The organism is Accumulibacter sp. (assembly GCF_029255145.1).
Lineage (GTDB): Bacteria > Pseudomonadota > Gammaproteobacteria > Burkholderiales > Rhodocyclaceae > Accumulibacter.
In genome coordinates, this window is record NZ_JAPUVQ010000139.1 from 1 (window position 1) to 21,276 (window position 21,276).

At 65.7% G+C, this 21,276-nt stretch carries 22 protein-coding genes; 10 read left to right on the forward strand and 12 right to left on the reverse strand.

All coding sequences use genetic code 11. From position 1 onward, the window contains the following. Nucleotides 1–124 precede the first annotated feature (124 nt). Nucleotides 125–802, forward strand: a complete 678-nt coding sequence (locus Q1L50_RS16925; RefSeq protein ID WP_300340981.1) for a type IV secretory system conjugative DNA transfer family protein — start codon at nucleotides 125–127, stop codon at nucleotides 800–802. A 34-nt stretch (nucleotides 803–836) separates the two neighbouring features. On the opposite strand, the gene Q1L50_RS16930 is transcribed toward Q1L50_RS16925, so the two are convergent. From Q1L50_RS16930 to Q1L50_RS16950, 5 genes are all read right to left on the reverse strand, one after another. Then, the gene (locus Q1L50_RS16930; protein ID WP_300340983.1) at nucleotides 837–1,199 is read right to left on the reverse strand and encodes a DUF2784 domain-containing protein; all 363 of its coding nucleotides are present in this window, start codon (nucleotides 1,197–1,199) and stop codon (nucleotides 837–839) included. Nucleotides 1,200–1,220: 21 nt separating this feature from the next. Continuing rightward, entirely contained in the window at nucleotides 1,221–1,496 is a 276-nt protein-coding gene (locus Q1L50_RS16935) for a TfoX/Sxy family protein (protein WP_300340986.1), read from the reverse strand. Nucleotides 1,497–1,630: 134 nt separating this feature from the next. Then, entirely contained in the window at nucleotides 1,631–2,002 is a 372-nt protein-coding gene (locus Q1L50_RS16940) for an RNA-binding S4 domain-containing protein (RefSeq protein ID WP_300341117.1), read from the reverse strand. Between the two features lie 43 nt (nucleotides 2,003–2,045). Beyond that, nucleotides 2,046–2,621, reverse strand: a complete 576-nt coding sequence (locus tag Q1L50_RS16945) for a response regulator transcription factor (RefSeq protein WP_300340989.1) — start codon at nucleotides 2,619–2,621, stop codon at nucleotides 2,046–2,048. Then, nucleotides 2,605–4,011 carry an ATP-binding protein gene (locus Q1L50_RS16950; RefSeq protein ID WP_300340991.1) on the reverse strand — a complete coding sequence of 469 codons (1,407 nt, stop codon included), beginning with the start codon at nucleotides 4,009–4,011 and terminating at the stop codon, nucleotides 2,605–2,607. The genes Q1L50_RS16945 and Q1L50_RS16950 overlap by 17 nt, the downstream gene beginning before the upstream one ends. A 337-nt stretch (nucleotides 4,012–4,348) precedes the next feature. Between Q1L50_RS16950 and Q1L50_RS16955 the strand changes: the two genes are divergently transcribed. The 4 genes from Q1L50_RS16955 to Q1L50_RS16970 are packed head-to-tail and all read left to right on the forward strand — an operon-like array spanning nucleotide 4,349 to nucleotide 8,216. Continuing rightward, complete coding sequence (locus Q1L50_RS16955) at nucleotides 4,349–4,630, forward strand: FeoA family protein (RefSeq protein WP_300340994.1); 282 nt, start codon at nucleotides 4,349–4,351, stop codon at nucleotides 4,628–4,630. Nucleotides 4,631–4,653: 23 nt separating this feature from the next. Continuing rightward, nucleotides 4,654–6,552: a ferrous iron transporter B gene (locus Q1L50_RS16960; protein ID WP_300341120.1), complete on the forward strand. Its 1,899-nt coding sequence runs from the start codon at nucleotides 4,654–4,656 to the stop codon at nucleotides 6,550–6,552. Continuing rightward, complete coding sequence (locus Q1L50_RS16965; RefSeq protein WP_300340997.1) at nucleotides 6,545–6,808, forward strand: DUF6587 family protein; 264 nt, start codon at nucleotides 6,545–6,547, stop codon at nucleotides 6,806–6,808. The genes Q1L50_RS16960 and Q1L50_RS16965 overlap by 8 nt, the downstream gene beginning before the upstream one ends. Nucleotides 6,809–6,815: 7 nt before the next feature. Beyond that, the gene (locus Q1L50_RS16970; protein WP_300341000.1) at nucleotides 6,816–8,216 is read left to right on the forward strand and encodes a carbohydrate porin; all 1,401 of its coding nucleotides are present in this window, start codon (nucleotides 6,816–6,818) and stop codon (nucleotides 8,214–8,216) included. A 28-nt stretch (nucleotides 8,217–8,244) separates the two neighbouring features. Here the strand turns inward: Q1L50_RS16970 and cyaY are convergent, their stop codons facing one another. Beyond that, a complete protein-coding gene (cyaY, locus tag Q1L50_RS16975) occupies nucleotides 8,245–8,562 on the reverse strand; it encodes an iron donor protein CyaY (protein ID WP_300341003.1) in 318 nt (105 codons plus the stop codon). A 36-nt stretch (nucleotides 8,563–8,598) separates the two neighbouring features. Between cyaY and Q1L50_RS16980 the strand changes: the two genes are divergently transcribed. Together Q1L50_RS16980 and lysA are read left to right on the forward strand one after the other, a co-directional pair. Then, complete coding sequence (locus Q1L50_RS16980; protein WP_300341004.1) at nucleotides 8,599–8,811, forward strand: lipoprotein; 213 nt, start codon at nucleotides 8,599–8,601, stop codon at nucleotides 8,809–8,811. After that, the gene (gene lysA, locus Q1L50_RS16985; RefSeq protein WP_300341007.1) at nucleotides 8,808–10,055 is read left to right on the forward strand and encodes a diaminopimelate decarboxylase; all 1,248 of its coding nucleotides are present in this window, start codon (nucleotides 8,808–8,810) and stop codon (nucleotides 10,053–10,055) included. Before Q1L50_RS16980 ends, lysA begins: the two co-directional genes overlap by 4 nt. Nucleotides 10,056–10,134: 79 nt before the next feature. On the opposite strand, the gene gpmI is transcribed toward lysA, so the two are convergent. Both gpmI and Q1L50_RS16995 read right to left on the reverse strand, forming a co-directional pair. Further along, nucleotides 10,135–11,775 (reverse strand): 2,3-bisphosphoglycerate-independent phosphoglycerate mutase, encoded by a 1,641-nt coding sequence (gpmI, locus tag Q1L50_RS16990; RefSeq protein WP_300341010.1) that lies wholly within the window; start codon nucleotides 11,773–11,775, stop codon nucleotides 10,135–10,137. Nucleotides 11,776–12,013: 238 nt separating this feature from the next. After that, entirely contained in the window at nucleotides 12,014–12,940 is a 927-nt protein-coding gene (locus tag Q1L50_RS16995; protein WP_300341013.1) for a hypothetical protein, read from the reverse strand. A 493-nt stretch (nucleotides 12,941–13,433) separates the two neighbouring features. Between Q1L50_RS16995 and Q1L50_RS17000 the strand changes: the two genes are divergently transcribed. Next, a complete protein-coding gene (locus Q1L50_RS17000) occupies nucleotides 13,434–16,103 on the forward strand; it encodes a cation-transporting P-type ATPase (protein WP_300341015.1) in 2,670 nt (889 codons plus the stop codon). Between the two features lie 317 nt (nucleotides 16,104–16,420). Here Q1L50_RS17000 and Q1L50_RS17005 read toward each other — a convergent pair whose 3' ends face one another. From Q1L50_RS17005 to Q1L50_RS17015, 3 genes are read right to left on the reverse strand one after another with little or no spacing between them, the layout of a single operon-like run. Continuing rightward, complete coding sequence (locus tag Q1L50_RS17005) at nucleotides 16,421–16,999, reverse strand: NnrU family protein (RefSeq protein ID WP_300341018.1); 579 nt, start codon at nucleotides 16,997–16,999, stop codon at nucleotides 16,421–16,423. Beyond that, on the reverse strand, nucleotides 16,996–17,325 hold the full coding sequence (locus tag Q1L50_RS17010) for a LysR substrate-binding domain-containing protein (RefSeq protein ID WP_300341020.1): 330 nt from the start codon (nucleotides 17,323–17,325) through the stop codon (nucleotides 16,996–16,998). Before Q1L50_RS17010 ends, Q1L50_RS17005 begins: the two co-directional genes overlap by 4 nt. Then, nucleotides 17,322–17,606: a LysR family transcriptional regulator gene (locus tag Q1L50_RS17015; RefSeq protein WP_300341023.1), complete on the reverse strand. Its 285-nt coding sequence runs from the start codon at nucleotides 17,604–17,606 to the stop codon at nucleotides 17,322–17,324. Before Q1L50_RS17015 ends, Q1L50_RS17010 begins: the two co-directional genes overlap by 4 nt. A 680-nt stretch (nucleotides 17,607–18,286) precedes the next feature. On the opposite strand from Q1L50_RS17015, the gene Q1L50_RS17020 reads away from it, so the two are divergent. Beyond that, nucleotides 18,287–18,736, forward strand: a complete 450-nt coding sequence (locus Q1L50_RS17020) for a YaiI/YqxD family protein (RefSeq protein ID WP_300341026.1) — start codon at nucleotides 18,287–18,289, stop codon at nucleotides 18,734–18,736. A 211-nt stretch (nucleotides 18,737–18,947) separates the two neighbouring features. Here the strand turns inward: Q1L50_RS17020 and xseA are convergent, their stop codons facing one another. Further along, nucleotides 18,948–20,351 (reverse strand): exodeoxyribonuclease VII large subunit, encoded by a 1,404-nt coding sequence (xseA, locus tag Q1L50_RS17025; protein WP_300341028.1) that lies wholly within the window; start codon nucleotides 20,349–20,351, stop codon nucleotides 18,948–18,950. A 313-nt stretch (nucleotides 20,352–20,664) separates the two neighbouring features. On the opposite strand from xseA, the gene Q1L50_RS17030 reads away from it, so the two are divergent. Beyond that, nucleotides 20,665–21,273, forward strand: coding sequence for a MotA/TolQ/ExbB proton channel family protein (locus Q1L50_RS17030; protein ID WP_300341031.1), 609 nt, complete (start codon nucleotides 20,665–20,667; stop codon nucleotides 21,271–21,273). The last annotated feature ends 3 nt before the right edge of the window (nucleotides 21,274–21,276 follow it).

Sequence of the window (21,276 nt, forward strand, 5' to 3'; positions counted from 1 at the left end):
CGTCGGCTTCTACAACAGCACCCGCCTGCACTCGAAACTCGGTTACCTGCCGCCGAATGTCTATGAACATCAAATGGCAGAAAAACAACCTATCCCGGTGTCCGAAATTACTTGACCACTACACGTGCAACTGGGTCGGGTGCGAGAGGCGATCAAGCAGAGCTACGCCGACCTGGGTTGGGCCGTGGGTACGCGTGGGAAAATCCCACCTTTTTGCACTTTCTACGATCTGCTCAAGGCCGAGGTCAAGCCGGACAGGGGGCTGATGACCCGGCTGGCAGAACTGGCGGATTACGGATTGTTCGAGGCCACTGTGGGTGCGCCGAGCCTGCTCGACAGCGCGACGCCGGCCCTGGTGCAAATCCACAGTTCGCAGAACGAAGTGCTGCAACGGGCGTTTTCCACCTTCGTGTTGCATCACCTCTACCAGTCGATGTTCCGGCGCGGCCCGCAAGACCGCATCACCCATGCTGTGATCTTCGACGAGGCGCACCGCGCGGCGCGCTTGAAGCTGATACCGACGATGGCCAAGGAATGCCGAAAGTATGGACTGTCTTTCGTCGTGGCCTCGCAGGAGGCCAAGGATTTCGATGCGTCCCTGTTTACCGCCGTGGCCAACTTCCTGGCGCTGCGGGTCAGCGAGCCCGACGCCAAATTGATGGCGAAAATCTTCGCCCCCTCGGACAAGCTGACGCTGTACACCGACCGGATCAAGCAGATGGCCAAGTTCAAGGCCTGGTTCTATTCGGAAGGGATGCGGGTGCCGATGCCTGTTGCATTGAGCACGACGCGACCCGATTGAATGCTGCCCTCACCCCGCTGTCGCAGCGCGGTCGCTATCGCCGCCGACGATACAGCAGCCAGCCATACACAGCAAGATTGACTGCCACCACCAGCGCCGCCAGTCCGAGTTGAATACCGCGTGTCAAGCCGGCCGGGTAGACGATCGGCAGCAGGTACTGCTCGACGAAGCTGCCGTCGTAACCGGCGGCACCCGCCGCTTGGCGCAGGCTGTTCTCCAGCGGCGTCAGCGGGCAAGCCCAGCCGCTCGCTTCGATGACCGCGCCCCAGCATGCGGCCGGGATGTGCACCAGCGCCAGCTTAGGCCAGCGTAGCGCCGCGAAGCCCCCGAGAATGACGAAGGCGACGAACAGCAGATGCAGCGCGACGACCGCGTCGGCCAGCAAGCGGTAGATCATGCGGACCTCGCCGGCCGCCGGTCAGGCGGGCAAACGCTGCTGGTCGTCGAGCGCCAACAGCAGGCGGGTGCGCTCGGTACGCGCAACCTGCTGCCAGGAAAGACCGGTCAGCGCGCCTTCGAGAGCCCACAGCAGGTTCAGGCTGGCCCGGTCGCTGACGGCCTTGACCCGGAGGTAGGCGACAACTGTGCCGACCTCGCGCAGCTGCTCGACCGAATCGATGCCCGCCAGAGCCAGCATCGCGGTCGACTTCGGGCCGAGATTCGGCAATCCGCCGATGGTCTTGATCGGGGTCATCGCGACAGCCTCCTGCGCCTTCGGCGCCAGCGTGGAAATGGCCGTACCAGAAAACGATCGGGAAGCCGGCCCGCGGCGGATAGTATCGCCGCCAGTGCTCGCCCGGTCAAACACCCAGACCGGCTGGAGCCGCTTCAGCAGTTGTCGGTGAAAACCCGGATCAGCCGCCGTGCCTTCTTGGTTGGTCGACCGCGCAGATCACTGCCCGGTGCCGGCGCGAGGCGCCTCGCCTCTTGTTGCGCGGCGCGTCGCTGGTGGCTCTCGACGGTCTCTTCGTAGAGCCGCTGCGCCTCGACCGCCGGCCGGCGTTGCGCGTTGAGGCCACGCACGACGATCTTCCAGACGGTGTCGCCGACGCCGATTTCGAGCTCGTCGCCCGGACGCAGTTCGCGGGCGGCCTTGACCGTGTGCCCGGCAAGTTTGACGTGGCCGGCGGCGACCGCCTGCGCCGCCAGCGAGCGCGTCTTGTAGAAGCGTGCCGTCCACAGCCACTTGTCGATCCGCATGCTGGCCAGCGCGGCTTGCCCGATCTGTTCCACGGCCACTCGCTCACTCCCTCACCGGCCGTTTGCCGAGCTTGCGCTGCAGCGTGCGGCGGTGCATTTTCAGCGCCCGCGCGGTCGCCGAGACATTGCCCTGGTGCTCGGCCAGGACGCGCTGGATGTGTTCCCACTCAAGCCGGTCGATCGACAGCGGCGAGCCGGCAACGGGCGTCGCCGAGTCGCCGTCACTGCTCTTGTTGAGCGCGGCAACGACCTGGTCGGCATCGCAGGGCTTGGCCAGGTAGTGAATGGCGCCAAGTTTGATCGCCTCGATCGCGGTGGCGATGCTGGCGTAGCCGGTAAGCATCACGACCCGCGTGTTGGGGTCCAGCTCGATCAGTTTCTCGATCAAGACCAGTCCTGATTCGCCGGGCATTTTGAGGTCGACCACGGCGTACTCGGGAGGCTGCTGCTGGGCCTTGACCATCGCCGCATCGACCGCGCCGGCAACGGTGACCGCGTAACCACGGCGTTCAAGGGCGCGCGCCAGGACGCGGCGGAACACGTCGTCGTCGTCGACCAGCAGCAGCGTCGATCGCTCGTCGTCAGGAGGCTGTGTACCTGGTTCAGGCGTTGCCGTCATGCGTTCGGGCCTTCAGTCGGGTGAGCGGGAGGGTGACGCGCGTGCAGGCGCCGCCACGTGGGTCGTCACGGTTGAAGAGTTCGACCTTACCGCCAAAACGCTCGAGCGTCGCGTTGCTCAGAAACAGGCCGATGCCAATGCCGGCGGTACGCTGCGGCTGATCTGTCGTGTGATCCGTCTTGGTCGTGAAAAAGGCCTCGCCAAGGCGCCGTCGAGCCTCGGCAGCCAGCCCTGGGCCGCGATCGAGGATCTCGATTCGGCAACTTTCCGTAGTCCAGCAGGCAGCGAAGCTCAGCGCTTCGCCGCTGGCGCCGTGGGCGTCGGCGGCGTTGTCGAGCAGGTTCAGGATCGCTTGTGCCAGCGTCCGGTCGGCGACGATCGACGGCGCCGGCTGCTCGCCCTGCAGCGCCACGCCGAGCAGCGCGTGCGGCCGGATCAGTTGCCATTCGTCAAGCAAACGGTGCAGGTAGGCGTCGAGCGCCAGCGGGCGCAGGCTTTTGTCGCGGCTGTGGTCGGTCGAGGCGAGGAGCTGCGAGATCGTCTGCTTGCAGCGATCGACCTGTGCCCGCAACAGCTGCAGGTCTTCGGTCAACTCCGGATTGTCGCGATGGTTCAACTCGATCTCGCGGATCACCACGGCCATCGTTCCCAGCGGCGTTCCCAGCTGGTGCGCGGCGCCGGCGGCAAGCGTGCCCAGCGAGAGAATCTGCTCGTCGCGCAGCACCGCTTCGCGGGCGCCAGCGAGTTCGCGTTCGCGATCCTTGAGGGCGGCGGCCATGCGCGTCAGGAAGAAGGCCACGACGACGACGCTGATTGCGAAGTTCAGCCACATCCCGAGGACGTGCAGGGCAAAGCCGCTGCCATGTCCGGCGTGTTCGGTCGCGTCGCCGGTGGCGCGCGCAAGCAGCGCGTCGAACTGCGCCAGATCGCCCTGCGGCGGCGGCAGCGGCAATTTCCAGAAGACCAGGAAGGTGTAGACGGCCAACGTCAGTCCGGCCATCGCCCAGGCGTGCCGGGCCGGCAGCATCGCCGCCGCCAGCATCGGCGGCAACAGGAACAGCGAAACGAATGGGTTGGCCGAACCACCGGCAAAGTACAGCAGCACGCCCAGAGCGCCGACATCGATCGCCAGATGCAGGAAGACTTCGCGTTCGCTGACCGGGCCACCACGTTCCAGGCGCCATTGGGTGCGCAGATTGACCGCGGCGAGCAGCGCGATGACCGCCGCCATCGGTACGACCTCGAGCGGGATCTTGAGCCAGGCCACCGCCAGCACCAGGACCACGGACTGAGTCAGCACCTCGATCCGGCGCAGCGCGACCAGCCGCACGAGCGGATTCGCGGTACCCGGCCAGAAAGCCTGTGGCTGCTCGTGATCCGTTCGCGACATCGGTCGATGCAGTCCCTTGAAGCAGTCGAAAGCCGCCATAGTACCCTGTGGGCAAGATCCTGGCCGGGTCTGCGGCAATCTGTCGCGAGTGGATCAGGGCGATCGGCAAGCGTCCGGTTTGCGGTACATTTTTTCCGCAGAAAGTTCCGCCAACCCATTCCGATGCGAATGATTCTCATGTATATTGAGAGGGTGGTCGATCGGGTCTTAGCCGGTTGCCGCCGCGCTGACGGCGGCAGAGTTTCGCGAGCCAGGTTCTCGCGGTTTTTTTTGGGCGTTTTCACAGGCGTGCACCTGAAACGGCACGCCGGGGAAGGGCGTAGCTGTCATGAAGCCAATGGAATTGATTACCCTGTTCGAACTGCCGCAGGGGCAGGAAGGTACCGTCAGCACCGGTGCTCTTGCCGGCAGCGGCGACGCTGCCGATCGCGAACTGGCTCTACGGCTGGTCGAGGTCGGTTTTGTCGACGGCGAACGTGTGCGGGTCGTTGCGCGCGGATTTCCGGGCGGCGAACCGTTGGCGGTGCGGGTCGGCAGCACAATGTTCGCTCTGCGCAAGTTCGAAGCCGAACGGGTGCTGGTTGCGCCGCTGCGTGCCGGCACGGTGGAAAGCGCGTGAACACCGCCACTGCCACGAATGTGATGCCTTCGATGAATACCACGATCCCGGCAGGTGCAGCACTGAGCCTGGTTCTGCTCGGCAACCCGAACTGCGGCAAGACCGCCCTGTTCAACCTGCTGACCGGCAGCCGGCAGAAGGTCGCCAACTATCCTGGCGTGACCGTCGACCGCAAGGAGGGGCAACTGACGACCCCCGCAGGCAAGCGCTTCCGGATCCTCGATCTGCCTGGCGCCTACAGTCTCAACGCCGTCAGCATCGACGAGGAGATTACCCGCGACGTGGTCCTCGGTACGCTGGCCGGCGAACAGCGCCCCGACCTGATCGTCTGCGTCAGCGACGCCACCAACCTCAAGCTCAACCTGCGCCTCGTGCTGGAAGTGAGGCGCCTGGGGCTGCCGATGATGCTGGCGCTGAACATGACCGACTTGGCCAGCAAACGCGGCATCGAAATCGACGTAGCCGCCCTGGAGCGCGAGTTGGGCATGCGGGTGGTCAACACCATCGCCGTCCAGCGCGGTGGCGCCAGCGCCTTGATCGAGCAGCTTGAAGGCAAGCTGCCCGACGGTCCGCAACGCGCCGTCGACTGGCTGCCGCCGGATGTCGCCGACGTCGCCGCCACGCAGCGCGAAGTGCGGCGGATCCTGGCCACCTGCATCCGCGAACCGGCAATCGACACCCGCTTCGACGAGCGGATCGATCGCATCGTGCTGCACCCGGTCTGGGGAATGCTCGTCCTCGCGGCAACCCTGTTCCTGATGTTCCAGGCGGTGTTCAGCTGGGCCGCGCCACCGATGGAGCTGATCAAGGCCGGTGTCGAGGCTTTCGGCGCCCTGCTCGCGGCGCATCTGCCCGAGGGACTGCTGCGCAGCCTGCTGGTCGATGGCGTCGTCGCCGGCGTCGGCAGCGTACTGGTTTTCCTGCCGCAGATCCTGATCCTGTTCCTGTTCATCCTGGCCCTCGAGGATTCCGGTTACCTGCCGCGCGCGGCCTTCCTGCTCGACCGTTTGATGGGCACCGTCGGTTTGTCGGGGCGATCGTTCATTCCGCTGCTGTCGAGTTTTGCCTGCGCGGTCCCCGGGATCATGGCGGCACGCACCATCACCAACTGGCGCGACCGGCTGGCGACGATCATGATCGCCCCGCTGATGACCTGTTCGGCGCGCCTGCCGGTGTACGCGCTGATCATCGGCGCCTTCATTCCGCAGACGACGGTGGCTGGCGTCTTCAATCTGCAGGGGCTGGTGCTGTTCATCCTCTACGTCGCCGGCGTGGTCAGCGCGATGGCCGTTGCCGGCGCGCTCAAGCTGACCGTCGCCAAGGGCCTGCAGCATCCGCTGATGCTCGAACTGCCATCGTACCGGTGGCCACATGGCCGCAATCTGGTGCTTGGGCTGATCGAACGCGCCCGGATCTTCATCCGGCGGGTCGGCAACATCATCCTGGCGCTGATGATCGTCCTGTGGTTCCTGTCGACCTTTCCAGCGGCACCCGACGGCGCCATCGGCCCGGCGATCCAGTACAGCTATGCCGGCATGCTCGGGCATGCGCTGGAAGTCATTTTTGCGCCGATCGGCTTCAACTGGCAGATCTCGATCGCCCTGGTCCCCGGCATGGCAGCGCGGGAAGTCGCCGTCGGCGCGCTCGGCACGGTCTATGCGCTGTCGGCCGCTGGCGATGACCTGTCGGCGCAGCTGGCACCGATGCTGGCTGCCGGGTGGTCACTACCGACCGCGTTCTCGCTGCTGGCGTGGTACGTTTTCTCGCCGCAGTGCCTGTCGACGCTGGCGGTGGTCAAACGCGAAACCAATTCGTGGCGCTACCCGCTGCTGATGGCCGGTTATCTGTTCGCGCTGGCCTACGGTGCGGCGTTCATCACCTACCGTGTGGCGCTGCTTTTCGTCGGAGGTGGCCATGCTTGAGGAGTTGCTGGTCTTCGGCGTGGTCGCCTGCGCCGCCACTGTCGTGATCTGGCGACTGCTGCCTGGCATCTTGCGCGACACGCTTGGCGAACGTTGTGCGACGCTGGCGCAGCGTGTAGGTTATGCGACAGCCGACCCCGAAGCCGCGCACCGAAGAGCCTCCGCCAGCAAGAGCCAAGGCTGCGGCGGCTGCACCGGTTGTTCGACCAATCCGACGCCACCCCGGGTGGCGGTCATCTCGCTGAAAGAAAAATAGGATGTGGATGGCAAAACAAGCGCTCGGAGCCGCGCGCGGCGTCATGCTGCTCGCCTCGCTGATCGCCCAACCCATCGCCGCGCGTGCTGCAGCAGCTGACGGTAGAGCCGAAGCGGCCGATTCGCTGGAAAGCGAAACCGCACCCGCAGACGATAGCGCGGCGGCCGATGGCGCCCCGGACTGGCGCGAAACGACCCTCGGCGCCGACTGGGGCGGTGCCCGCAAGCGGCTGTACGATGCCGGCGTGCAAATCGACGCGCTGTACACCGCCGACTACCTGCGCAACAACGGCGGCGGCCTGCAGAGCGGTGGCGCGGCCATGGGTCACCTCGACCTGATCGTCCAGCTCGACGGTCGGAAACTTGTCGGCTGGCAAGGCGGCTCGGCCTACCTGCAAGTGATCGGCAACAGCGGCGGGCGGGTCAATCTGAACTACGTCGGCAGCCTGATGGGCGTCGACAACTTCGAAGCGCCGGTCAACCGCAGCGGCATCTTCCAGGCCTGGCTGCAGCAATCGTTTCTGGACGACAAGGCCTCGCTGCGGGTCGGCCTGTACCCGATCGATTCCGAATTCTACGTCACCGAATCGTCGGGCGTGTTTCTCCACCCGTCGTTCGGGATGGCTGCCGAGGCCGCCGATTCCGGCACCCTGGCCGGTCCGTCGATCTATGCGACGAGCACCTATGGCGCCCGCCTGCGGGTCGACCCCGACCCCGCCTGGTACGCCATGCTGGCGGTCACCCGGGGAGTGTCGAGCGATCGCGTCGCGACCGCCGGACCAAACCTCAGCTGGCAGCAGGGCAGCGGCAGCATGACCATTGGCGAAGTCGGCCTCAGTCCGGCCAAAGCGGGCTGGCTTGCCGACCAAGCGGCGTCGACCGAGCGCCAGGACGACGGCTTCGCAGCGACCAGCAAGCTGGCGCTGGGTGCGTGGCGCTTTACGCCGCAATTTCCGGAACTGGTGGCGACCAATGCCGCCGGCGACCCCCTGCTGACAACCCACTGGGGCGCTTACCTGCTCGGCGAGCAAACCGTCTATCGCGAAGCGGGATCGAATCGGAACCTGACGGCCTTCGTCCGCTACGGAATCACCGACGGCAAGACCAACAACATCGACTACTCGGTCAGCGCCGGTGTCAACTACCGCGGACTGTTCGCCAGCCGCGAGAACGACAGCTTCGGGGTTGCCGCTACGCGTGCGCACGTCGGGCCGCAAGGGCGAACCCTGTTGTCCGAAGGCGCCGGCGCGCGGCTGTCGTCGTCGGCCGAAACAGCGGTGGAAATCACCTATCGGGCGCTACTCGCACCCGGGGTGGTCGTGCAGCCGGTCATTCAGCGCATCTTCAACCCGGGTCTCTACCTGCCGAACACGACCGTCGCCGGCGCCCGTCTGCAGCTGGCACTCTGATCGTCCGCTGCTGCGTGCCGGCAGCTTCCTAAACCAGCGACACGGCTTCCCCGGCCTGCTCGGAAACCAGCCGGGACAGCGCGATCATCAGCTCTTCGCCGCCACGGGTATCCTGCCAGCTGCTGCCGTCCCAGTGGTAGTGGAAACCGCCGGAGCGCGCCGCCACCCAGACTTCGCGGGCCGCGTCGTGTCGATTGACGATGATCTTGCTGCCGTCGGCAAACTCGATTTCGAGCACGCTGTCGCTGATCATCTCGAAGTCCAGATCGGCTGCGCTACGCTCCAGCCCGGCTTCGATGTGCTGCAGCGCCGCGTTGGCGAGCGCGTTGAATTCGCTATCATTCATCCTGTGCTACCATTTTTCGTTTTGGCACCCTGACCTATGCGGCAATATCCTGTGCTGGCCTTGCTGGCGACGATCGCGCTTGGCGCCTGTGGCACCAAGGGATCGCTGCGGCTCCCTCCGAAACCGGTGAGCGCAAGCGTGCCGGCCACCGCGGACGCCGACGTCGTGCCCCCTTCGACCAATCCGTCGACCAACTATCCGGCGCCGGCTGCGGACGATTCTAGCACGGCCGGGGAGCCAGCCCGATGAGCGCCTTTAGCCGCCACGGCGGCGTGCTGCACGCCGAGTCGGTCGCGCTGACCGACGTCGCCGCAGAGTTCGGCACGCCGTGTTGGGTCTACTCCCGACAGGCGCTGGAGAGTGCGCTCGACGAGTTCCAGCGCGAACTGCGCGGCCTTGACGCGCTCGTCTGCTATGCTGTCAAGGCCAACTCCAACCTGGCAGTGCTCGACGTTCTCGCCCGCCGTGGCGCCGGCTTCGACATCGTTTCGGCAGGCGAACTCAAGCGCGTACTGGCCATCGGCGCCGACCCGCAGCGGATCGTCTTTTCGGGCGTCGGCAAGTCGGCGGCAGAGATGGAGCTGGCTCTGACCACCGGCATTCTATGCTTCAACGTCGAATCGGCGGCCGAACTCGAGCGTCTGAATGGCGTCGCCGCGAAGCTTGGCAAGAAAGCGCCGATCAGCCTGCGAGTCAATCCCGACGTCGACGCCGGAACACACCCCTATATCTCGACCGGCCTCAAGGAGAACAAGTTCGGCGTCGCTTACGACGAGGCTCGCGCTCTGTACCGACGGGCGGCCGGCCTGGCCAACGTGGAGATCAGTGGCATCGACTGCCACATCGGCTCGCAACTGCTCGACCCGGCGCCGTTTGCCGAAGCGCTCGACAAGCTGCTGGCGCTGATCGACCAGCTCGCCGCCGACGGTATCGCCGTCCATCACGTCGACCTCGGCGGTGGCCTCGGCATCCGCTATCGCGACAGCGACGCGCTCACCACCGTCGAGGCCTACCTGCAGCCGCTGCTGGCAAAGCTCAAGGGACGGTCGCTGCGCATCCTGCTCGAACCCGGACGGCGCGTGGTCGGCAACGCCGGTCTGCTGTTGACTCGGGTCGAGTACCTGAAACCGGGTGAAGTGAAGAATTTTGCGATCGTCGACGCCGCGATGAACGACCTTGCCCGCCCGGCGCTGTACGGCTCCTGGCACGACATCGTTCCGGTCGTAAGCCGGCAGGGTGCGCCGACCACCTGGGAAATCGTCGGTCCGGTCTGCGAATCGGGCGATTTTCTCGGCCACGGCCGCGAGCTGACGCTGGCCGACGGCGACCTGCTGGCGATCCTGTCGGCCGGCGCCTACAGCATGGCCATGAGTTCGAACTACAACACCCGGCCGCGCGCCGCCGAAGTGATGGTCGATGGCACGCAAGCGCACCTGGTTCGCCGCCGCGAAACCGTCGAGGAACTCTACGCGCTGGAGCAGCGCCTTCCCTGAACAACGACGGCCGCCCTGCGGCGGCCGTCCGGGGTACTGAGGCGCTCTCTGCGAGTTACACCGGTGCGACGACTGGGCGCTACTTGACGACCAGCAGGCTATCGTCCCACTTGGCGTGTTTTTCGAAACCGAGCAGATTGGCGATCGTCGCCGCGATGTTCGAGAGGCCGGCGGTGGGCGTCTGCTGCAGACCCAGCCTGCCGCCGCTGACGTTGTCGTAAAGGATGAACGGCACCGGATTCAGGGTGTGCGCGGTCTTGGCCTTGAATGAGCCGTCGATGTTTTTCGCCGGTTGTTTGGTCTTCTTGTCGATTTCGTACATCTCGTCGGCGTTGCCGTGGTCGGCGGTGATCAGCGCCACGCCGCCCAGCGCGTCGATGACCGGCAGGATCCGCGCCAGTTGCAGGTCCACCGCCTCGATGGCCATCGTCGCCGCCCGGAAACTGCCGGTGTGGCCGACCATGTCACCGTTGGCGAAGTTGCAGCGCAAAGTCCGGTACTGGCCACTCTGCAGCGCGGCGATCATCGCGTCGGCGATCTCGGCGGCCTTCATCCACGGCCGCTGTTCGAAGGGAACCACGTCGCTCAGCACCTCCTGATAGGTCTCGCCGTCGAACTTGTTCGAGCGGTTGCCGTTCCAGAAATACGTCACGTGCCCGAATTTCTGCGTCTCGGAGCAGGCGAACTGGGTGATTCCGGCCTTGGCAAACCATTCGCCCATGGTATCGAGAATCGCCGGTGGATCGACCAGAAAGCGCTTGGGGAGCTTCAGGTCGCCGTCGTACTGCAACATGCCGGCGTAGGTCACCTTCGGCACGCGCAGCCGATCGAACTTGTCGAAAGCCGCTTCTTCGAAAGCGCGCGTGATTTCGATCGAGCGGTCACCGCGGAAGTTGAAGAAGACTACCGAATCGCCGTCCTCGATGGTCCCGACCGGCTGGCCGTCGTTGCCGATCACGAACGGCGGCAGGTCTTGATCGATGGTTCCCGGAAACTTGACGCGCAGCGCCTCGACGGCAGCCGAAGCGCTGCCGTACTGCTCACCTTGGCCGAGGACGTGCGTTTGCCAGCCGTTCTCGACCATCTTCCAGTTCGCCTCGTAGCGGTCCATGGTGATCTTCATCCGGCCGCCACCCGAGGCAATGCGGGCGTCGAAGCCGCCGACGCTGACTTCGGCCAGAAAGGCCTCGAAGGGCAGCACATAGTCGAGCGCGCTGGTCTCCGGAACGTCGCGTCCATCAAGCAGGATATGCACCCGCACGGCCTGCACTCCTTCGTCCCTGGCGCGAACGATCATCGCCCGCAGGTGGTCGATGTGGCTATGCACGTTGCCGTCGGAAAAAAGGCCCAGAAAATGCAGCACGCCGCGCCCGGCCTTGGCGCCGGCGACGACCTGTTGCCACGCCGCCCCCTGCCAGATCGACCCGGCAGCGATGGCGTCGGCGACCAGCGAGGCGCCCTGGCTGTAAACCTGTCCGGCGCCGATGGCGTTATGGCCGACTTCGGAGTTACCCATGTCGTCGTCGGACGGCATGCCGACAGCGATGCCATGCGCGCGCAGGCTGATGTTCGGGTAATTGGCAAACAGGCGATCGAGCGTGGGCTTCCTGGCGGCAGCGATGGCGCTGCCGAGGTCGGACCTGGCAATCCCGTAGCCGTCCATGACGATCGTGACGATAGGGCCCTGAATTCCAGGGAAAGAGGCAGATTTCTGCAACATGATGGGTTCCTGGGGAGTGGAGAGATCAGAAGGAAGGCCGCGAGGAATGAACGTGCAGCGGCGACGCTTGCAGTATACCGCAAGCGGGAGTAGCCGGCTCCGGAACGAAATGGCATTTTAAAACGGATACTTGGAGATAGCCGCTGAATCCAGCCCGGGGATTTCAGGGCGGCCAGGTGGGCCGGGTTGGCAGCGATCGGAGCGCAGCGGCGACGGCCTCGGGCCGATGCACGGCCGCTCAGTGTTGCTGGAGCCGGACTCTGGAGCGCAGCTTGTACCGGGAGCGGGAACGCTTGACCTTGGTCTGTTGGCTGCCGGCGCTGACCCGGTGGGACCGTGACCGCTTCCTGGTCTGCGCAGTAGCGATCATCAGCGCGATCTTGCCGATCACCAGCATCAAGACCACCACCCAGACCAGCGGATAGCGGAGCATGGCGACGACGGTGTTGAGCAACTCGCCCAACAGATTGGCACCCTGCGGCGGCAACTCCTGCTGCGAGCGTTCAGCGTCCAGTTCGGCAACTCGGCGCTCAAGGGAGCCGCCGGTGTCCCGAGTGAGTGCCAGCGTGGTGTCGCCGTGGCCAAGCAACACCGCTCCGTCGCGCGAGGTAAGGTGAAAACCGGCCAGGCCAGCCAGCGAGAAAGTGACCCGGCCGTCGTCGTCGACGCGCGCATCGAGCGCCTCGCGGACCACCTCCGCCAGCGATTCCTCCATCTTCAGGGCCGCCGCGGCGAGGTCCCCGTCGAGTTCCAGGCCAGTCTGCTGGTCGGTACGCGCTGCCCGTGGCGCCGATGAAGCCGCTGCTCCCGCATCGCTCTGGCGATTCACGTTGAGCACTGAACGCAGCACCCTGGCCAGCGGATCGCGTTGCTCGACGCCGGTCAAGCTCGCGTCCCGGTCGCCACCAGGCCGTTCTGCCACAAACAATGAAGCTGATGACTCCTGCTCGACGCCACGCGAAGCGTCTCCAGGCCAGGCGGCACGGCGGTCGTCACTGCCCGCAGACGGCAAGGCGCTGGCTACGCCGTCGTCGCCTAGCTGACGCGGTTCGGCCAGCGCAGGGGTCTCGGCCAGTGCTTCACGGCGGCCGCTGGTGTCGCTGCGCTGTCGCTGCTCATCGTGGTCGATGGGGTGTGCTGCGACGCTGGCCGCAAGTAGCATCATTGGCAGCAAGCCGAGCAATACGCACCGGCGTTTGAAATATCCAAGCATGCGAGCAATCCAGGACGACCAAGTCTGGGAAGCAATAATTGAACCAAGCTAAATAATAGCTTCCAGTCAGCTGGTTAGTGCCAAAGACGAAGAAAACATCTGGCGACTGTCAATTTTTCCGACAGCAGCACGCCGGGCAACGCCGCCGTAGGCGGAGTTTGCGCCTCGCGGGCCAAAGCCGCAACGCGATGCGCGCCCTGCTCCTCGCCGGTCCTGCCGGTTCGCCGTCCGGATTCTCGCGGGGGCGAAAATACCAGCCACAAAGGTGGCGAGCCCGCTGCACTATAATGTAGCGGGCGAACGATGCGACCCCGGGAAAACAAAATGATCCGTAGCAGATGGCGGCAAGAAAGAACCGATCCGGGCGATCGGCTGTGGTGAGCGTGCTCGACCACAGCGCCCGCGGTGCTGGCCGCCTCCGGCGGCTCGACGGTCGGGCAACGGAATGAGCGAGCCACCCGAGCACAACGACTGGCATCACATCGCCGCAGACGAGGCGGCGTCACGTCTGGCCGCCTGCTGCGACGACGGCCTTGCCGAAGGCGAGGTGCTCGCTCGTCGCGCCGTGCACGGTGAGAACCGGATTACCGCAAGACCGGGCAAAGGACCCGTGCTGCGCTTTGCCCTGCAGTTCGTCCAGCCACTGGTCGTGGTGCTGCTGCTAGCCGGCGTGGTCACCGCTTTCCTCGGCGAGTGGGTCGATTCCGGGGTGATCTTTGGCGTCACCCTGGTCAACGCGGTAATCGGCTTCATCCAGGAGGGCCGCGCCGAGAATGCGCTGGCGGCGCTGGCGCGCTCGGTCAGTAGCGAGGTGACGGTGCTGCGCGGCGGCGGCAAGCAGCGTTTGCCATCGACCGAACTGGTTCCTGGCGACGTGGTGCTGTTGGCCGCTGGCGACAAGGTTCCGGCCGACCTGCGACTGTTCCGCGCCAAAGAGTTGCAGGCCATCGAATCCGCCTTGACCGGCGAATCGACGGCGGTCGCCAAGCACGGCGACGTGCTGCCGAAGGAAACCGTCCTTGCCGAGCGCAGCAACATGGCGTACGCCGGTACGGTGATGATCACCGGTCGCGGTGCAGGGGTCGTGGTGGCGACCGGCGACCGCACCGAAACCGGTCGCATCTCGCGGCTGATTGCCGAGGCCCCGGATCTGACCACGCCGCTGACGCGCAAGATGGCGGTGTTCAGCAACTGGCTGCTGATCGCTATCGGCCTGCTCGCGGTGCTCACCTTTGCCGTCGGCATGTGGCGCGGTTCGTCGGCCTTCGAGATGTTCATGGCCGCGGTGGCACTGGCCGTCGGGGCGATCCCCGAAGGGCTGCCGGCGGCGATGACCATCACCCTGGCCATTGGTGTGTCGCGGATGGCCAGGAAACGCGCGATCATCCGCAAGTTGCCGGCGGTCGAAACGCTCGGCAGCACGACGGTCATCTGTTCGGACAAGACCGGCACCCTGACCGAGAACCAGATGACCGTCCGCGAGCTGTACGCTGGTGGCGTGCAGCTCGCGGTCAGCGGTAGCGGTTACTCGCCGGACGGTCAGCTTGGCAGCGGCGAGCAGATCGCCGGCGCGGCGCGTGAATGCCTGCTGGCCGGCGTGCTCTGCAACGACGCCGGGCTGACCAGCGACAACGGGCGCTGGGAGGTCGTCGGCGACCCTACCGAAGGCGCGCTGCTGGTCGTCGCGCGCAAGGCTGGGCTCGACGAGCGCAGCGTCCTCAAGACCTGCCCCCGCCTCGACGAAATCCCCTTCGATTCGGCACGACAGTACATGGCGACCTTGCACCAGATCGAAGGACGGCAGGTGGTCTATTTCAAGGGTGCGCTGGAGCAGTTGCTGCCGCGCTCGGTGCGCATGCTCGACGCTGACGGTCAGACGGTGCCGCTGCGCCAGGACGAGGTCGCCAGCGCCGCCCGCGAGATGGCTGGCGAAGGCTTGCGGGTTCTGGCGATGGCCCGTCTGGTCGGCGGCCCGGCAGCAGTGCTGGACCAGAGCAGCGCGGATGCCGGCCTGGAGTTCATCGGGCTGGTGGGGATGATCGACCCACCGCGCCCGCAAGCCCTTGCCGCGGTCAATACCTGTCACGCCGCCGGCATCGCGGTCAAGATGATCACCGGCGACCATGCCGTCACGGCACTGTCGATCGCCCGCCAACTGGCTATCGCCCAGGCCGGCGAGAGTGCGCTTACCGGCGCCGAACTGGCGGTACTCGACGACCAGCGTTTGTGCGAGGTTGTCAGGACGGTCAACGTCTTTGCCCGCGTCGAGCCCGAACAGAAGCTGCGACTGGTGCGTGCGCTGCAGACCAATGGCGAGGTGGTGGCGATGACCGGCGACGGCGTCAACGACGCGCCAGCGCTGAAGCAGGCCGACATCGGGATCGCGATGGGGATGGCCGGCACCGAAGTGGCCAAGGATGCAGCCGACATGGTGCTCACCGACGACGATTTCGCGGCCATCGAGGCGGCGGTCGAGGAAGGGCGGGGAGTCTACGACAACCTGGTGAAGTTCATTACCTGGACGCTGCCGACCAACTTCGGCGAGGGCCTGGTGATCCTGGCGGCCGTTGTCGCCGGAGTCACCTTGCCGATCACGCCGCTGCAGATTCTGTGGATCAACATGACCACCGCGGTGTTCCTCGGGCTGATGCTGGCCTTCGAGCCGATCGAGGCAAACGTCATGCAGCGCAAACCGCGCCAGCCGGGTACGCCGATTCTCGACCGGGCGCTGGTCTGGCGGATCGTGCTGGTCAGCCTGCTGCTGCTTGCCGGTTCCTTCGGGCTCTTCCTGCGCGAAATCGCGCTCGGGCAGCCGTTGGCCGAAGCGCGCACCGTCGCCCTCAACGTCTTCGTCGTCGTCGAGGCGATGTATCTCTTCAACTGCCGTTCGCTGACGCGCTCCGCACTGCACGTCGGCCTGTTCGCCAATCCTGCGGTGTGGTACGGCGTCGTGATGATGGCCGTCCTGCAGGCCCTATTGACCTACCTGCCGTTGCTCAACCGACTGTTTGCGACGGCGCCAATCGGCGTCCGCCAGTGGCTGGAGATTTTCGCGGTCGGCGTACTGGCCTACCTCATCGTCGGGATCGAGAAGCGCCTGCGGGAGCACCGATGACGCAGGCGGCGACAAGGGGCGAACGCGAGCAATGCTCGACCAGGCGGTCCGAACTCGCGAGCCGGTGCCAGCAGCGCCTCCAGGCGCTCAGCCCGATCGGCGCCCAGGGGTGGGGCGACGATCTCGCAGGGCCGCTCGCGTTCGCCGGGCAGCGGCATGGCGAGGACGACGTTTGCCCGACTCTCGCCGCAAGCGCTGATCGTTCGTTCGGGGAATGCCTCAGGCTGGCGCCATCACGTCCGCCTGCAACGGGCTTGGGCTGGGTGCCACTTGCTGTCGCGGGCGACAGCTCGCCTCACGTTGCAAGCGCAGGCGCTTCAGCCGAATGGCCGCACGCCAAACAGCCAGGCGTGCGCCCAGAACGCGAACACCGCCCAGGCCACCGCGCCCACCGCCACCGTGGCGACGCTGCCGGTCAGGGTACCCGCCGGATAGACGGTGCCAGCGGCGCGATCGCGCTGCCTTGACGAGCGGAAATCGAGCACGGACCAGACCAGCAAGCTGCCGAAAAGTACCAGGTCGGCCAGCGTGTGGTTGGCCAGCAGGTGCGCCAGCGCCCAGACCTTGACGGCCAGCACCATCGGATGGTGCACGCGTGCCTTGATGCCGTTCTGCGGCACATACGCGCCGGCCAGCAGGATGAACGACGGCAGCATCAGGAGCGCCGCGAGATGGCGCGTTCCGATCATCGGAGTCCACAGCTGCACGGGATCAAGCCGTGCCTGCCCGTAACCCCAGACCAGCAGCCCGAAGCCGAGCAGAGAGAGCAGGGAGTAGCCGCCCTTCCAGGCGTTCACGCCGATGCGCGTACGCACCTGGCTGCGCCAGCCATCGGCGAAAATGCGCAGCGAATGCACACCGAGAAAGATCACCAGGCCGAGGACAAGAGTAATCATGACTGGCCCACCACACTCTCCTGCGTCATCAGCAGATCAAAGAAAGCGCTCGCCGCCGGGGACAGCGTGCTGTTGCGCTTGGTGATCATGCAGACCTTGCGTTTGATTACCGGTCTGACGAGCGGGAGGCGGCAAAGGCCATGGTCCGCGCCTTCTTCGAGCGTCGCCGCAGGGAGGATGGCAACGCCGACCCCGGCGGCGACCAGGCCGACCGCGGTCGACCGATGGCGGACCTCGAAGCCGTTGGCATCGGCGATCCGGATGCGATTGGCCTGATGAATCAGCGCGTAACGGCGCATTGATTCCGGCAGTCTGCGCGAAGTCATGGTCGGGATGCAGGCGAGGGTGAATTTTCCGCCACCCTGCCTGGACGTGTCCTTGAGTCGCCCGACGACGCGCGTGACGTCGTCGACGATTCCCTTCGCTTACGGCATGAAATCGCGTCCGGCCGCGGTTCGAGCAGCCGCAGGTCGGGATAGGCTTCCAGCTTCTGCAGGCGGCGCGTCAGCGCCGTCTGTGTTACATGCAGGTATTCAGCCGCCTTGCTGAAGCCGCCAAGCTCGGCAATGGCAACGAAGGCCTGGATGCCATCGAAATCGATCTTCACCTGCGCCGCCTCCTGTTACAACTCTTAACTCTTGCCGATCATCCACGCTTCGACCTGTGTGAGTATCGCATCAATAGAGCAATTCATGGCATTTCCGTATTGCTGATCCGCTTCCTACGATGCAACCAGACCAAGACAACGAGTGGTTTCAGGAGACATACGGATGGAAAGCAACGAGCAGGACAGTCGTGGCGCCGGTCCGATCTCCGGCATTGGCGCCGCTGGCGACAGCAACCGGACCTTCCTGGCTGGGGGTACGCCACAAGTTCCAAGTCGATTCCGTCCATTTGGCCGGACCGGCTCACGGCGATTGCGCGCTGCCTTTCGCATGTCGCCGTGCGCAGTTCGCGACCGACATTGACCGGGCAACGCATGCCGAGGCCGTTGCGGTTGCCAAGTCGACCTGAACGCCGGCAAGACAACCAGCGTCGCAGCGAGCTCGGTGCCGGAGACGTCTTCTGAGCGGAACGCTGCGAGTTGATCCAGCCCAGACTGCGGCCGCGGTCGAGGGTTCGTTGGCAGCAAAGCCGAAGAAGTTGGGGGGCGCCTTGGAACGGTGCCAACGGCGAGGCGTGGCAGAGCCCTCTCGCAGGCGCTCTCGCACGGGTTTTGCACGGGGCTCAGCTGGCGTTGAACGCGCTGTCTTGCTACCGTGGAGGCCTCCATCACGGTGCCACGAAATGCAAATCTGGGTTGATGCCGACGCCTGCCCCGGCGTGATCAAGGAAATTCTCTTTCGCGCCGCACAGCGCACCGGGATCATCACCACCCTGATCGCCAACCAGACGCTGCGCGTGCCACCGTCGCCTTACATCCGTTGTCTGCAGGTGCCGGCCGGTTTCGATGTCGCCGACACGCGCATCGTGGACGAGCTGCAAGCTGGCGACCTGGTGATAACCGCTGACATCCCGTTGGCCGCGCAGGTCGTCGACCGCGGCGCGCACGCCTTGAATCCGCGCGGTGATCTGTATTCCCGCGAAAACATCAGCGAACGCCTGGACATGCGCAATTTCATGGAAGAGCTGCGCGGCAGCGGTGTCAACCTCTCCGGGCCGGCGGCTTTCAGCCAGCGCGACCGGCAAGCGTTCGCAGCGCAGCTTGACCGCTTCCTGGCCAGGCGCGAGCCATAGGCTGCCGGTGTCGCCGCGGCGCTTGGCGCAACTTCCCCATAGTCTGTCGCCGTGACCGATCGGCTACGCGATCGGAGAGAGTCGGGTGGCGAGAATGAATTTGGGGGGTCGGCAGCCATTGGCTCTTGGCGCCGCTGTTGGCGGCAACCAGGGGCGACCCGCTGCCGGGCCCGGCCTCCTTGCGCGACTCCGATCAAGAGCTTTCGAGAGCTCAGAATCCTTCGCGCGATAGGGGCGGGTCCGGCGGCTCAGCCTGATTCACCGCCAGCACGGCTGCGTCGGCGCGACCGCGGTGGAACAACACCGCAATCCTCTGGCCTGGCTCGAGGGTCTGGCTGTCGCGGATGAGCTGCCCCTGGTCGTCGGCGACAACGCTGTAGCCGCGCGCCAGGACCGCCTGCGGGTTGAGGTGCGCCAGGCCGTGGTGCAGGCGGTCCAGGTCGGCGGCCTTGTGTTGCCGGATTTCGTGCCAGGCGCTGCGCAGTCGCGGCGCCAGCGCCGCCAGCCGGCTGGCCTGGCGCCCCGGATCGGGGCGGTTGAGCAGCAGCCGGCGGCCGAAGCTGGCGAGCTCGCCGCGCGCTTGCGCGCTGACCAGCCGCTGGCCGGCAGCGAGCCGCCGCTGCAGATTGCGCAGGCGCTCGCGCTGAGCGGCGAGAGCCTGTGCCGGATGTAGCAGGCGGCGCGCCAGCCAGTCGAGCTGTTGGCTCCGCTGGTTGAGGAGCTGCTCGACCCGGCGGCGCAGCGTCGTTTCGCTGGCCGCCAGACGCGCTAGCAGGGCAGCTCGTTCGGGTGCCGCCAGCTCGGCCGCGGCGGTTGGTGTCGGCGCCCGCTGATCGGCGGCAAAGTCGGCGATGCTGAAGTCGCTTTCGTGGCCGACACCGCAAATCACCGGCAGCCCGCAGGCACGAATCGCCCGTGCCACGAGCTCGTCGTTGAAAGCCCACAGGTCCTCGATGCTGCCGCCACCACGGCAGACGATCAGCAGATCGCACTCGTGGCGCTCGCCGGCGCAGCGAATGGCGGCGGCGATCTGGGCGGCTGCGCCTTCTCCCTGCACCGGCGTCGGATAGAGCACGATGCTGACCTGCGGGGCGCGGCGTGCGAGGGTGCTCAGGACGTCGCGCAGGGCGGCCGCTTGCGTCGAGGTGACGACGCCAACCCGGCGCGGAAACGCGGGCAAGGCGCGCTTGATCTCGCTGGCGAAAAGTCCTTCGCGTTCAAGCTTTTCCTTGAGGCGAAGGAATTGCTCGTAGAGTCGGCCGACGCCACCGCGGCGCGCAGCCTCGACGTTTAGCTGAAATTCGCCGCGTGCTTCGTAGAGTGTGACCAGTACGCGCGCCTCGATCTGCAGGCCGTTTTCCAGGCGCCAGCCGAGGACCTGAGCGCGGCTGCGGAACATCACGCAGCGAACTTGCGCGGCGCTGTCCTTGAGCGAGAAATAAACGTGTCCCGAAGGCGCATGGCTGAGGTTGGACACCTCGCCAGCGACCCAGCACAGCGGAAAGGACGATTCTAGTCTTTCGCGCGCCAGGCGATTGAGCAGCGAAACAGGAATCACCGCGCTGGTCGGGGAGTCGGCTGCGAAGCCGGGTCTGGCGGGGGCGGGATTTGACATCCGCGAATTCTACATGGCTGCTGCCGGTACCCGCACTTCGGGTTGGCTTCTCGCGCCAGCGATCGCGCCGACGCAGTGACCCGCAGCCGGCTTGGCGGCGGTGACTGACCATCTTCCTGTGGTGGCCGCACGTTTCGCTGGCACGCGGAAAAAGTTCTTGTGGACAGGCAGTTTGGCGGCCGTGCCAACAGGCTGCCAGCCGCTTTATCCACAGCTCCTGTGGATTGGCAGAGCGCCGGAGGCCGCGCCAGCACTTGCCGCAATCGCCGTCGCAGGCTAAAGTTCCCCCCTTGAAAATATCCCGGGGTACACCGTGTTTTCCATCCTTCAGGCTGCTGGTTGGCCGATCTGGCCCTTGCTGCTGGCGTCGATCCTCGCTGTTGCGCTGATCATCGAGCGCTCGGTGGCGCTGCGCAGCGCCAAAGTCGTTCCGCCGGGCCTGCTGCAGCGAGTGGTCGCCGAGTTCAGGCAGAACGGCGCCAGTACCGCGATGATCGCCGATCTCGAGGCGCATTCGCCGCTCGGTCGGGTGCTGGCGGCTGGTTTGCGCAACGAGAGCAGTTCGCGCGAGATCATGAAAGAGGCGATCGAGGAGACCGGCAGCGTCGTTTCGCACGACCTCGAGCGTTACCTGACGACGCTGGGCACGATCGCCTCGATCAGCCCGCTGATGGGATTGTTCGGCACCGTCGTCGGGATGATCGAGATCTTCGCGTCGCAGGCGCCGAGTGGCAGCAACCCCTTGCAGCTCGCGCATGGTATTTCGGTGGCCCTGTACAACACCGGTTTCGGGCTCTTGATCGCCATTCCAAGCATGATCTTCTGGCGGCATTTCCGCGCCCTGGTTTCCAGCTTCGTCATCGAGATGCAGCATCAGGCAGTGCGTCTGGTCGAGGTTCTGCACGGCGAACGCAAGTCCTGAGGA